The organism is Acidobacteriota bacterium (assembly GCA_004299485.1).
Taxonomy (GTDB): Bacteria; Acidobacteriota; Terriglobia; order Terriglobales; family SCQP01; genus SCQP01.
In genome coordinates, this window is the sequence record SCQP01000006.1 from 14,027 (window position 1) to 28,371 (window position 14,345).

Consider the following 14,345-nt stretch of genomic DNA (forward strand, 5'->3'; position numbering starts at 1 on the left):
GCTAGTGGCCTGCGCCATGGATTTTGCCGGTCAGCTGCAGGCGGTCTTGCGCGTCCGCCGCTTCGGCAAACGCGCGGAAGCTGCCGTAATCGGCCGGCGCGATCCGGTTCGCCTTCAGGAACAGCGTGCGATGGAACGCAAGGGTGCCGCCGGTTTGCACGAAACTGGAATCGAACCGCCCGAAACCGTTGCTGATGTTGGCGGCCTTGGGAAGATTCGCCTGGCCGAACCGTGCCGGCAGCGTCAGCGTGACGTTGGTCTGCTCGAAGCTGTCGCCGTTAATGAGTAGCGGCTCCTTGCGGAAGGGAAGCGGCGCGTACCGTCGTTGCACACCGACGGCACCCGTCAGGTGCTGAATATCCCAGCCCGAACCGGGCGTATTGCCATCCACGTTGATGAAGTTCGGCACCGTCGCCTCAATGGAAAAAATCAGCGGCTTGTCCTTGGCATTGCGGTTCTCGATGGCGCCGCCGGTCGCGCTGGCATTCGGATAGCTGGCGAGCAATAGCTGCTGGTAGATCTGCGGCAGGCTGGAGTCCGGCAGACTCGCCAGCTCATGCCGCACCTGTTCGCCCGCCGGTCCGCGGAACTCCATTTGTAGGTGTATCTTGGCATCGCCGGAATCCGCCACCGCTCCGGTTACGCTAACCACCAATCCATCCAGCGGCGACTCGAACGCCGGCAAATGCATGAACCCCGCCCTGCCGTTGGCGCTCGCCACAATCGCCATGCCGCCCCGGATGCCCGGCGCAATGTAGTCCAGGTGCGCGAAGCGTCCCATCAGGTCGTACCACCCCGAGGCCGGATTGCTCGCATCCGCGCCGCTGCCCACGTGCACCAGCGGGTACTGGAACTGAAAAATGCTGGGGATCCTGATGGAGCTGTCGTCCGTCACCGCCCGTGCCAGCACCAGTTGACAAGGCACCTTAGCCGCCGACAGCAAGCCCAGAAACACCGCCACCCGATTGCCTGAACGGTCGGTGAAGAACTGCCGCGCCGGACTCAGAATGCTGCCCGGCCCGGGCTGCACATTCGCCGCCACCCACTGGAAAATCGCGTTCGCCTTGGCGACGTCGTTTGCCTTGCCCGCGGTCAACTCCGCCGCCTTCTGCCGCATCTCCAGCGTCGTGCGCCGCACCGCGAAGTCATGGTCGGCGTAGTAGCGGCTGATCTGGCTCCATTCCCGGGGTGTGCTGATCCACACCTTGGGCACCAGATTCTCCTCCGGCGGCATGAGCGGCTCGGTCACCAGAATCCGCGTCTTCTGCACCAGCCAGGTGTGCGCGGTGTAGCTGTCGGGCATGAGTTGCGTCGTCGGCGCGGCCGGGAACCGCTCCTGATCGACCAGCAGCGGATAATTGGGTGGTGTCAGCACCACGTATTCGGAATAGTTGTAAGGCTGCTTCGAAGAGTTGAAAACGAAGAACTGGCTGTCATCGAGGGTGTTGGGAATGATCTGCGAATCGCCCGTGTGCTGCACGAACTCGATCTCGATGTAATCGCCCGGCGCGAGATCCGGCATGGTCACGTCGGTGAGGTTACGGATGCTCTCCGGCAGTACCCGCCGCCCGTTCGCCTTGATGGTGCGCAGCCGGATGAGCTCCGCGCCCTGCGGAATCGACGTCACCTCGCCGATTTGCTGCACCCCAGCCGCGTTCAAGACTTTATAGATCTGGTGAATGTATTGATCCTGCGTCGAATCCGGGTTGATCCGGTTCACCATCTGGTCGAACACCAGCAGGGAACTGGCGCTGGGATATTCCGATGCATCCGGTGCGTTGGCGATGATGCTGCGCGCCGAATGGTACCAGGGCGTCCAGAAGCGGTTGCCGGCGAGAAAGTCCGCCTGCTGCCGCAGCAGGTTGCGATGGGCGTCGGTGGCCTGCAGCGCGCTCACGCCCGGCTGCACGCCCTGCCGCAGCGCCACGTCATCGGCCGTCTCCGCCAGCCGCCAGTCGTAAGGGAATTTCTCCATCGCCGCCGCCGCCGCGGTGGCGGCCTGCGTGATCTCGCCCGCCGCCAGCAGCGCCTCGATCCGTTCGCGCTGCAAGTTCGCCGACGAGGGATCCTGCCGGATGGCCGTCGCCAGCGACTGCGCCGCCCCGGCGGCATCGCCATGCCGCAGCTGGTAGGCGCCCAGCGCCGCCGCGGCGCGCGGGTCGGCCTGCAGCACCCGCATCCATTGCGCTACTTTGGCGGCGTCGCCCAGATTCGAATAGAACTCCAGCCCGCTGGCGATGCCGCCCCAATCCGAGCCCGACTCCGCCAGCGCATGTTCCAGCGCCGTGGCTGCCTCGGGCCGCCAGTTCTTGCCCGCGGCCAGATGGAACTGCGACCAATCGCAATCGGCGTAGCCCTTGTCGGTGCAGTGCGCGAATTGCTCTGCCGCCTGCGTCGTCTTGCCCTCGGACTCGTACACATGTCCCAGCCGGTCGTAGGCGCGCAGTGCTTCGGGTGCGACTTCGAGCGCTTTGCGCGCCGTCCGCTCCACTTCTGCCGCTGCCCAGCTCTGGCTGGCATCCGTCAGGTTGCCGTTGCTTTGCGCCAAATCCAGCCACACCGGCGCCGCATCCGGCGCCAGCTTCGACGCCGCCAGCAGCGCGACCCGCGCCCCTTCCGGATCCTCATCCTGCATGCGCCGCAATCCCTGTACCCACAACGCGATCGCATCCCGGGGATGGCTTTTAAGCCGCTCCTGGCTCCAGCCGGCCAGCGTCACCGGCGCCGGCGCCAGCTTCGGCGCTGCCGCCAGCGCAGCGCCCGCGGGCAGCGTCGCGGCATTCTGCAACTCCCCTCCCGCCGCCGGCCGCAGCATCAAATCAAAGTCGCGCGAGGCCTCGCCGCCCAGCTTCAGCACTACCCGGTTCCAGCCGGCCGCGAGCTCCACCGCCGCGGTTGCCGTCGCCGGCACATAGCTTGAGCGCCGGTCGTTGCGCAGCACCGTCACCCCGTTAATGAGGATTTCGCTGGAGGCTTGCGAGTACAAACGCAGCAGCACCCGCGTGGGTCGCGGTGCCTGCACGTAGGTCACGGCAAAGTCGATGCCATCCGTGCCCCAGTCCAGCGGGAAATGCACGCCGTTCCCGCTGCTGGTGAAGGCCTGCGGCCGCCGCCCGGCTGCGCTTTCCGGACGCATGGCAATCGGAAACGTCTGGTCAAAGCCCAGGTTCTCGTAATCGCCAAGCGGCCCCCAGAGCTGCCAGTGCGGCAATCGCCCGGCGAGCTGCAGCGCCCGCGTCTCGGTCAGTGCCAGGCCGGGCGCATGGACCGCCGCCAGTACCGAGCGCCCCAGCATGTAGCTGGTCACCGGATCCGCCAGCGGTTCCTGCAACGTGCGCTCCAGGCTGGGCAGCGCGTCCAGCAACTGCCGTCCCTGATTCTCAAGCTGTCCGCTCAGCGCCCGCACCGCCAGCTCCGTAGCCACGTCATTGGGTGCCGCCCGCGTCAGCCGCAGCGCCGCCTCCAGCATGGCGCGATCCGAACCCCGGCTATAGGCGGCCACAAACCGGTCGAACTCCATCTCCGGCGATTCATCCTGCGTCCGCGCCAGCTCCTGGTACGCCTCCGCCTTGGCCTTGGCATTGCCGTAGAACAGCTCGATCCAGATCGCCTCCGCCCGCCCCCGTTCGCCGCGCGCCTGCGCCGCCGCCAGCGCCTGCTGATAATGTCCCGCCTCCACCCGCGGCAGCCGGTCCAGCAAACTCGTCCGTTGCGCTGCCGCAGGCAGCGCCAGCAACATGACCAGCAAAGCCGCGGCTATCCCCGCGCCTCTGGCGCCCCATCCGTTGCCACGCACGACTGATGACTGATGACTGATGGCTGATGGCCTCTTCACTGCCCACCTCCCGTCGTCAGGCTCACGCTCCGCCCCAGCGCCCCGTCCACCTGCGCCCAGAAGCTCCGGTAGGCCGGATACTCCGCCGGCGTAATCAGCGACTTCTTGATCTCGATCCGGCTGCGCAGCGTCAGCGTGTTGCCGTTGACCGAAGCAACGGCCTGAAAATCCGCGAAGGGCTGATTCCGGTTGCTCACCGGCGGCAGCGACCGCGCTGCGAAACCGGCCGGCAGCGCCAGGTGCATCTGTTCCACCAGAATTTCCGGCGGGCCTGACAGCAGGTCCGACGTCCTCTGGTTCAGCGCTGCCAGCCGCGGCAGCCACGAACGCGGTACGATCTGCCGCGGCACCAGCAGGGTGTTCCCGTTCACGGTGGCGAAGTTAGGGATGGTGCCCTCAAACTCAATTTCCAGCGGCTTATCCCAGGCGTGCGCGTTGGTCACCGTCGCCGAGTTTACGCTGATGCCCGGCAGCCGGTCGTGCAGCATCGCCTGCAACGCCCCCGCCTGCCGGTCGGGAATTTCCATCGCTGCCCGGTACAGGGGCGCATCGCCGCCGGCGAGCTCCAGGTTCATGGCAAAGTGCAAGTTTCCCTGCGCATCGAGTTGCCCGGTCAGCGATCGCTCCGTCACATTCGTCGTGGGCGCCAGCTCCGGCGTCACCACCGGCGCCAGCGCCGCCATTTTATTCGCCGGCGCCGGGTCCGCCCCGAGGTCTGCTGCGACCGGAACCCGCAGCACGAACGCCCGCTGATCGCCCGCCGGCAGCTCGTGCGTGCCGTTGTATTCCGCCGTGCCGTCCAGATACAAATTCAGGTTAGGCACGTAAACGATGGCGTGGTCAAAATCCGCCACCGAGGGAATCGTCGCGTCCACCAGCCCCAGATCGCGAATCCGCACCAGCACGAAATCGGCCTCGATACCCGCTTCATGCAGCATGGCGATCAGCAGCGACGCCTTATCCTTGCAGTCGCCAAACCGCCGGTGAAACACCTGCGTCACCGGATACGGCCGGTAGCCGTGAATGCCGAACTCCAGCGCCACGTAGTGCGTGTTCTGGATCACCCATTGGTAAATGGCGTCGACCTTCTCCGCCTCCGTCGTCTTGCCCTGGATCAACTCCCGCACCGTCTGCCGGATCTGGCTGTCGAGCACGAAGGTGTTGCGGATCAGGTGCCGGTACCAGGCGCCGAACTGATCCCAGGTCTTGAACTCCGAAACCGCGACGTACGGGTCACGCTCGATATCGGGCGTCGCCAGCGGCTCGCTCACCTGAGCCGGAAGATTGCGCGCGCTCCAGCGATACACCGTCTGGCCGCCGGTGGTCGCGACCGTATGCTCACCCGCAAACCGCACGGCGTGGAAGTACAGCGGCTTGCTGGCCGGCGAAATCACCACGTACTGCTGGAACAGCGTAGGCGAGCTGCTGCCGAACGAATCCACGGCGCCGTAGTAATCACCGTAGAGCGATTCCAGCGTAGTCGGCAGCACGCGGTAGGCGATCTCGACAAAATCTCCTGCCCGCAGCGCCGGCATGACGACATATTTGTTGCGTACGTTATAGAACGTCTCGTAGCCCACCGACTGGCTGACGGGCTGATCGCCTGCCTGGGGCGCATCCGCCGTGCTCCCATCCGCATGCACCACGTGCGCGGAAAGAAAATGCACTTCCTCGTTGTCCGGATCGTAGGTCACTGGGTAGACGCTCAGCGCATTGGCGCCGCTGTCGTTGTTCACGCGGAAAATCTGCTGCACGTAGCGGCCGGTGTTGCCCGACGGAAAAATATTGGTCACGTTCGTGTCTGCCAGCACCGCCACCGGTCCGCCCTCCAGCGTCTGCTGCTGGCTCGCCGGCAGTGCCTTATAGGCGGCAATGGTCTTGGTCAAATCCTGCATATAGGGCCGCTCGAAGCTGGCCTCGACCGCGGCTTCGCCGCCGCGCGCCAACTGCAGCCGGTCGCGCAGGCTGGCGTCCTGCGGGTTCAGGTTCAGCGCCTCCTGCCAGGCGGCCACTGCGGCCGCATGATGCCCGAAATGCCGCTCGATCTCACCTTGCGCCACGTGAAACTCGGGCGCGTCCGGCGCGAGCTTCACCGCATCGCCAATCCGCGCCAGCGCCGCCGGCCCGCGCCCCAGCCCCGCCAGCGCGCGCGCCTCCACGTCCAGCAAATGCGGTTGCGGGCCGACCAATCGGCTCAGCCGCTCGACTGTCGCCAGCGCCGCGTCGTTGTCGCCGCTGCGCTGCAGCAGGTCGGCCAGATCCAGTCCGGTGTGCAAATTCGCCGCATCGGCGTTGAGCCCTGCCTGCAGCCACTTCTCCGCCACGCGGAACGGTCCCGTGCGCCGCAGCGTGATTCCCACCGGCTGCGCCACCTCAGCCACGGTCATTTCTCCCGCTGCCTCCAGTGCCTGCGCCCAGGCCAGCGCCTGCGGCCGCAGCCCAACATCGGCGTACACCTGCAGCATCCCCACCGCCGCCATCGGCGCCTTCTGCATCGCCGCCGCTGAGGCAATCGCTCCCTTGTCCGTCGCCATAAGTCCGTTTGCCGGCACATCAGCCGACTGCGGGTTTAGGGCAAGCCAAAAATCACTGCGCGCCGGCCAGTACGCTCCCCGGTTAAGCTCGATGAATCCCAGGTCCAGGCGCGCCTGTCCGCGATAATCCGCGCCCAGGCCAGACTGCTCCAGCAGTTGCTCCAAATACTGATAGCGCCGGCTCGTGTCCTGATCGTGCTCCTCAAAATCAATCACCGCTTGCGCATTGTCAGGAGCTGCGGCAATCGCGTCGAGAAACGCGCTGGTGTCGCTGTGATCGCCGGTATTGAAGTTCTGCTTCTGCGCCAGCACCCAGGCGTAATCGAGCTTGCCCGCCGGCGTCGCGGCAGCCGCTTTTGCCAGCTCGGTCAAATCCCGCACCTGGACCGCCGCCGGCTGCTGGCTGCCGACTGCTGACTGATGACTGATGACTGATGACCTGACTTCGTGCGGCACATCGCTCGTCTCCAGTTCCAGCGGTTTGCCCTCCGGCGTGGTAATGCGCAGCGCAAAGCTCCAGCCGCCGGTTTCTCCATCGCCGACTTTCGCCAGAATCTCGTTCCAGCCCGCCTGCAATTGCGCGCCGACGGCGTGCTGATCGAAGCCGAAGCTGGGATGCGCGCCCTGCTCGGTGAACTGCAGTTGTCCGTTCACCCATAGCCGCGTCGCGCCGTCATCCCGCAGCCGCAGCGCCACCGGCTGCGCCTTGTCGCTCCGCACCCAGCTCACCGCGTATGCCGAGGCGCTCTGCGCGGGACTCAAGAATGCTCCCAGATTCATGGATCCCAGCGTTGCGCTGTAGGGGAGCACGCGCCAGCTCACCTGCCGCTGCTTGCCCTGATACTTCGCGGTCAGGTCAATCCCTTTTTCTGGGCCCTCCGCGGTCGTAATGGCTCCTGCCGAGGAATTGTCGAACGGCCCCACCACGCGCCACGCCTCGACCGTGCCTAGCCGCTTCCAGTCCGCTGCGGCCTCTTCCGCCCGTCCCGACCGCAGCGCCACTGCCGCTTCCCGCGAGGTGATCTCCGCCTGCACCAGCGGATCGAGTTGCGCTTCCGCCGCCACGCGTAGGTCGGGCTGGGGCACCCGGGGCCCCCAACCCGGCCGAGCGTCAAGCGGGTGGCGTGGCGCAGCCACGCCAGGCCCCGCGCCAGTCAATAGTTTCGTCCAGACGCCCTGCTGCTGCTCCAGCGGCAGCAGCCGCATGAGCCGTCCGATGCGGTACACGCAAATCAGTTTGGCCACCGGCCCCTGCGCCGCCGTAAACGCCTGCGCTTCGCTCTGCACCCGCTCGGCCGGCGTTGAGATGCCAACTTGGGCAAGCGCAGCTCCGCCCAGCAGCAAGGCCAGGCAGGCGATCAGGAGCGGGCGGCGGGGCGCGAAAGAGCGTTTCACCCGGGGTTGAAGCATGTTGCCTTAATTATACGTTTAGCAACTCCGGCCCGTTGCACCGGGCCGGGGCCGCGGGTCCCCGGCCTGACGCAACGGTAAGCGGGCCGCGCAGCGGTCCCGCGCCAATAAAAGTTGCGGCCGTAACCGGCGTATCGGCGGGACGTATTAGTGTCCATCCGAACCACGAGGAGCCTATGCGCCCGCCTCTACGGTTTTATCATGTTGCGTTCCTGGCAGCCGCGCTCGCAACGCTGCCGCTTATTGGGCAGACCGGCAAACCGGTCTTTGCCGCCCAAATCTCGGGCCGCGTCGAAGCTGACGGTTTGGCCATTCCCGGCGTTACCGTCACCATCACCGATCCCGCCACCGGCCAGCATTACGTCACCACCACGGATGAGGCCGGCCGTTTCACTGCCCGCGTGGCCCATCCCGGCGTGTTTGCCATCGAGACCGAAATGCTCGCCTTTGCGCCCTTCAAGTCGCAGGTGACCGTCCCATCCTCCGGCGCTGCCCCAGCGCCATTGCAACTGCAACTGGCGCTGGCAACCGGGCCTACGGCGACTACCGTGGCGCAGATTCAACCGCGCAGCGCGGCAAAGGGGGAGGCCGACCAACGGGGCCAGCCTGCCAGTGGCAGGTTGGCGGGGCGAAGCTCCTCTAGTGGTGGCGCGAGCCGCTACAGGCAGCTCGACGTGAGCCAGACGGGCGAAATCACCGGCAACGCCGACGCTGGCGCCGTCGACAGCGGCATCGCCGGCATGAGCGACACCGCCGCCACCGATGCCACCGTCGTCGCCGGCGCCGCCAGCGAGGACGAGCAACCCATGAATGGCCGGCAAATTCAGGCGATGCTGCACGCCAACGGCGGCATCCCCGGCGCCCCTGCCGGCGGCGGGGGACGCGGCGGCTTTGGCGGCCGGGGCAGTGGTGGCTTCGGCGGCGGCGGCGGCCGCTTCAACTTTCGCAGCTTCCAAAGCCGCTTCAATCAGCCCCACGGCAGCCTCAGCTACTCGCTTGCCGATTCTGCCCTCAACGCCCTGCCCGATTCCCTCAACGGCCGCTCCTCGACTGTGCATCCGCCCAACGTCGCCAACCAGTCCTATTCGGCTTCCGTCAGCACGCCGCTGGTCATTCCCGGCGTCTTCAACGATCACGGCAAGACGCATTTGTTCTTCAGCTACAGCGGCGCCCATGATGCCGAGCTCAGCAACGTTAGCGCCCTGGTGCCGACGCGGCTCGAGCGCCAGGGCGATTTCCAGGGTTTGACCAGCCGCAGCGGCACGCCTATCACCATCACCAACCCGCAGACCGGCCAGCCTTTCAACAGCAACACCATTCCCACCGGCGACATCTCGGCCGCAGCGGCGGCGTTGCTGGCCTTCGTGCCACTGCCCACGCCCGGCGCGGTGGGCGACTTCAACTACACCAATACCGTCAACTCGCTCACCACCCGCAACCGCATCTCGGTGCGCGTGAACCATAGCTTCGGCTCCTCCTCCGGCGGAGGCCCGGGCTTTTTCCGCCGTGGCCGCAACCTCAGCTTCAGCCTCAACTACGAAGGCGGGCACGCCAATCAGCCCGGCGTCTTTTTCCCCTACGTCGCCGGCGTGACCAACACGCGCGGCATCAATACGCGCCTGGGCTATACGCAGCCGCTCGATGGCTGGATCAACAGGTTCAGCCTGAGCTACAACCGCAACCGCAGCGACGCCAACAATCTCTACGCCAATGTCCGCAACGTCGCCGCGCAGGCGGGCATTCAGGGCGTTGCGCAGGACTCCAACGCCTGGGGCCTGCCCACGCTCAACTTCACCGCTTCCGGCTTCACGCCGCTGCGCGACATCGCGCCCAATTTCGTCCGCTCCCAAACCACCTCCCTCAGCGACGGCATGATCCGCCGCATGGGCCGCCACAACATCCGCTTCGGCGGCGACTTCCGCTGGCTGCAGAGCAACCCCGACACCGATCCCGCCCCCAACGGCGTTTTCAGCTTTGACGGTCAGTACAGCGGCTTCGATTTCGCCGATTTTCTGCTGGGCCTGCCGCAACAGACTTCCGAGCGCTTCGGCGGCGGAGTGTTTTATTTCCGCCAGATCGAGCCCGACCTCTACTTCAACGACAACTGGCAGGTGCTCGGCAATCTCACCCTCAACTATGGCCTGCGCTGGGAATACATTTCGCCCTACTCCGAACTCGACAACCGGCTCACCAATCTCCTCGTCGGTTCCAGCTTCAGCTCGCTTACGCCAGTAGTTGCCGGCGCTGCGGGCGTACCCGCAACCATCGTGCAGCCCGAGTACGGCCACTTCCGCCCCACGCTCGGTTTCGCCTGGCGTTCCTGGGCGAACATGATCGTCACCGGCGGCTTCGGCATGGCCTACAACACCGGCGCCTACGCCAATATCGCCACCGCCCTCGCCTATCAGTCGCCCTTCATCGTCAATCAGGCCAACCTCGGCACGGCGGCCACACCGCTGAGCCTGACCAACGGTTTTGCCGGCGCCTCCACCGCGGTCAACACCTACGGCGTCAATCCCGGCTACCAGATCGGCTACTCCTATCTTTGGGATATCGATCTTCAGCGCACGGTGGCGCAGGTCTGGGTGCTCAATCTCGACTACAGTGGCGCGCGCGGCATTCATCTCGATCAGTTGCGCGCCCCCAACCGCACCCCCACCGGCCTGCTCTATCCCAACCTGCCGCCCTTCCTCTATGACACCACCGGCGGCAACTCGCTCTACAACGGCGGCAGCTTCATCGTCAGCCGCCGCCTCAGCCAGAGCGTGGGCCTACGCGCCACCTACACTTGGTCCAAAATGATGGACGACGCCTCCCAGATCGGCGGCGGTGGCGGCGAAGGCGGCCTCATCGCCCAAAACGATCTCGACCTCGCCAACGAATGGGCGCTCTCCAGCGGCAACCAGACGCAGCGCTTGCATCTCGCCTACGAATGGCAGCTTCCCTACGGCCTCAATCATCACTGGGGTGACCGCGCCTCCTTCTGGAGTTCGGTGCTGGGGGACTGGCAGTTCACCGGCTCGTTCACCGCCGATAGCGGCCAGCCCTTCACCCCGCTGGTGAGCAACGTCTTCTCCAATGCCCAGGGCTTGCAGGCGCTGGGCGTCTCCGCGCCCCTGCGCGCCGATGTCACCGGCGCCGCCGTTGCCAAGGCCGATCCCTCGCTCACCGGCTTTTTTAACACCGCCGCCTTCACCGCTCCCGCCGCCGGCGCCTACGGCACCGCCGGCCGCAACCTCATCATCGGTCCCGGCCAGATCGATCTCGACACCACCTTGAGCAAAACCTTCCGCATGGGCGAATTCCGCTCGCTCGAAGTCCGCTTCGCCGGCACCAACGTGCTCAACCATCCCAACTGGGCCGGTCTGGACACCAACCTCAACTCCCTTACCTTCGGTGACATCACCGGCTTCGGCGCGCCGCGCCAGATCACCTTCACCGCCCGTTACAGGTTCTAACGCCATGAAACGCGCCTTCCTGTTCGCTGGCCTGCTGTTGCTCCCGCTCGCGGCGCAAGCGCCGCAATTCAAATTCAAGGCCACCACCAATCTGGTGCTGGTCAACCTGACCGCGCGCGACGCCCATGGCAACCTCATCACCAATCTCAAGCCCAGCGACATCACCCTGCTCGAAGACGGCAAGCCGCAGCACATCCTCAGCTTCGATTTCGAAAATGTCGATGCGCGGACGGCCCCAGCCACTGCCGACGCAGCCAACAACCGCCCCCTTGGCGAGGTCACCAACGGGGAGGCCGACCAGCGGGAGGCCCGGGGCGGAGCCCCGCCTAAAGGCGGCGCGAGCCGCTTCCAGAACCGCCGCCTGATGGTCCTGTACTTCGACCTCACCACCATGCAGCCTGACGACGTCCAGAACGTCATGCAGCAGGCCGAAGCCTTCGTCAATAAGCAAATGCAGCCCGCCGATCTGGTTGCCATCGCCACGCTGGGTAATTCGCTCCAGGTCAACCAGGACTTCACCAGCAACAAGACGGCGCTGCGGAACACGCTGCGCGGCCTCAATCCCGCTACCGCTGCCGGCTACGCCGCTGGTGCCACCGGCACGACCGAGGGCACCGCCGATAACGGCGACAGCTTCGCCGCCGACGACACCGAGTTCAACATCGCCAACGCCGACCGCAGCCTCGAAGCGGTCGAATCCATCTGCGACATGCTGCGCGGCGTCGACCAGAAAAAATCGCTCATCTACTTCTCCAGCGGTATCCAGCGCTCCGGCGTGGATAACGAAATCACGCTGCGCTCGGCGGTCAATTCCTGCGTCAAATCCAACGCTTCCATCTACAGCGTCGATGCCCGCGGCCTGCAGGCCAACCCTCCCGGCGGCGCGGCCGACGCCGGCAGCATCCGCGGCCGCTCCGCCTTCAACGGCGGCGCACAGTCGGCCACGCTCAACGCCCAGTTCGCCCAGCAGGAAACCATCTCCAATCTGGCCACCGATACCGGCGGCCGCGCCTTCCTCGCCTCCAACGATTTCGGCCGCGTCTACACCCAGGTGCAGCGCGACACTCGCTCCTACTACCTGCTTGGCTACAGCAGCACCAATCACGCCGAGGACGGCAAGTACCGCAAAATCCGCATCGTCATCGACCGCCCCGGCGCGCGCGTTACGGCGCGCCCGGGCTACTTCGCACCGCGCGACATCCACCACATGAATACGGCCAGTCGCCGCCAGCAGCTCGACGAAGAGCTCAACGCCGACGTTGCCGACCACTCCCTCGATCTCTACCTCGCCGACGCCTGGTTCCGGCTCAGCCCCTTCCGTTATTTCGTCCCCGTCGCCATCACCGTTCCCGGCGATGAAGTTCCGCTGCACGGCATCGACCCCAAGGCGGCGCCGGAAGTCGACGTTGCCGGCGAAGTCATCGACCAAGCGGGGAGAAAACTCGATCACGTCTACCAGACCATCAGGCTCACGCCCGAGATCGCCGGTCCGGGCCAGCAATTACGCACCAGAAACCTCCAGTACACCACCGGCTTTGTGCTTTCGCCCGGGCAAAAATATCAAATCCGCTTCGCCGTCCGTGAAAATCAAACCGGCCAGATGGGCGCCTTCGAGACCGTGCTCACCATCCCCAACGTCGGTGCCGACGAAACCCAGCAGCCGCACGTGCTCGCCATGAGTCCGGTGCTGGTCGGCTCGCAATTCCGTGCGGTCCGCCCCGACGCCGAAGACCCGCTCACGGCCTCCGGCCGCGCCCTGGTGATGAGCGTCAGCCACGTCTTCTCTTCCAGCCAGCACCTCTACCTGTACTTTGAGGTCTACGATCCCAAGCTCCTCAAGCGCGACCGCGCGCCAGGCAAGGCCCACTCCGAGGACGCCATCAAGCTGCTGACCAACGTCGCCTTCTACCACGGCCGCGTCAAGGCCTTCACCAGCCAGGCCACCACCACCGAGCGCCTCACCGACCCGCGCCGCGGCGCCGCGGTCATCGAGCTCGACGTCCCCCTGTCGGAGCTCAAGCCCGGCTACTACCTCTGCCAGGTCAATGCCGTCGACCCCTCCGCCACCCGCTTCGCCTTCCCCCGCGTCCCCGTGCTCGTCCGCCCCACCAGCGACGGGAAGTAGCCGTACCGGAATAGCGGCGCCGCCCAGGCAACTCCGTGAGTTATAAGGTCATCTAACATATATGAATTTTATGATACATATACTCCGCGACGCGGGTTGGGTTCTGGGCTGGATCGTGGTGGCGATCGCATCGAGCTGGGTTCAGGACCAGGTCCGCACCACTGTCTACCCCGTATTTGGCTCCCCCTGCCGCCACGTGCGCCGCTCCGGCCACCCTGCCGACCGCGACCACCGCCGTCGCCTTCGCCAAGCGAGCGGGAGTTTCAGCTCCGCCCAGTGCCACAGACCCAGAATTGACGACCGTCGGTGGCACGGCCGGTAGCGTAGCTGCGAACCTCCGCCAGACCAGCAGCGCGCAACAGGCGCCGCAGGTCCGCGCGGCCATAACAGCGGATACGCAGCTCCGCGCTGCCGCCCTCCCAATAGATCTGTGTTACCGCGCGGGCGGTTTGCGCATCGTAGCGCGCTGCCAGCACGCAACCATCCGCAGGACGGACGCCGCGCCAGCCATGGCTGTATGCTTCCTCCGGATAGAGGTCAAAAACGAAGCGCCCGCCTGGCGCCAGTGCCCGTGCCACCATTCGGAACACCGCCTGGAGTTGGCGCGTGCTGGTGAGATGCGGCAGGCTGTTATAAACGCATACCACGGCAGCGAAGCTCCCCGGCTCCGGACAGAACTCCCGCATATCGGCTTTAAGGAAGCGCGCCCGCGGCGCCCGCTGCCGCGCGTACGCCAGCATCGCCTGCGAGCGGTCGACGCCGGTTACGCGCAAGCCGGCGCGCAGCAGCCGCGCCGTGATTTCGCCGGTGCCGCAACACAAATCCAGCACCCGCGCGCGCGGCGATAGGTGAGGCAGCAGCAGCCGCTCCAGCGTGCGCCAGGTGCCCTCGGCCGCTTCCGGCCCGAAGACACGCTCGTACACCGGCGCTAGCGCGTCGTAGTCCACTTCCGCCCCGATGAGGCGGGCGGCAATCGAGGTTGC

General features: G+C 66.0%; 5 protein-coding genes. 2 read left to right on the forward strand and 3 right to left on the reverse strand.

Annotated features, from left to right (window positions below):
- Nucleotide 1: 1 nt before the first annotated feature.
- Entirely contained in the window at nucleotides 2-3,835 is a 3,834-nt protein-coding gene (locus EPN33_05170; protein ID TAN23293.1) for a DUF3857 domain-containing protein, read from the reverse strand.
- The gene (locus EPN33_05175) at nucleotides 3,832-7,779 is read right to left on the reverse strand and encodes a DUF3857 domain-containing protein (protein TAN23294.1); all 3,948 of its coding nucleotides are present in this window, start codon (nucleotides 7,777-7,779) and stop codon (nucleotides 3,832-3,834) included. The genes EPN33_05170 and EPN33_05175 overlap by 4 nt, the downstream gene beginning before the upstream one ends.
- A gap of 176 nt (nucleotides 7,780-7,955) precedes the next feature.
- Between EPN33_05175 and EPN33_05180 the strand changes: the two genes are divergently transcribed.
- On the forward strand, nucleotides 7,956-11,237 hold the full coding sequence (locus EPN33_05180; GenBank protein ID TAN23295.1) for a carboxypeptidase regulatory-like domain-containing protein: 3,282 nt from the start codon (nucleotides 7,956-7,958) through the stop codon (nucleotides 11,235-11,237).
- Between the two features lie 4 nt (nucleotides 11,238-11,241).
- A complete protein-coding gene (locus tag EPN33_05185) occupies nucleotides 11,242-13,362 on the forward strand; it encodes a VWA domain-containing protein (protein ID TAN23296.1) in 2,121 nt (706 codons plus the stop codon).
- A 263-nt stretch (nucleotides 13,363-13,625) separates the two neighbouring features.
- On the opposite strand, the gene EPN33_05190 is transcribed toward EPN33_05185, so the two are convergent.
- The gene (locus tag EPN33_05190; GenBank protein TAN23297.1) at nucleotides 13,626-14,336 is read right to left on the reverse strand and encodes a class I SAM-dependent methyltransferase; all 711 of its coding nucleotides are present in this window, start codon (nucleotides 14,334-14,336) and stop codon (nucleotides 13,626-13,628) included.
- Nucleotides 14,337-14,345: the final 9 nt, after the last annotated feature.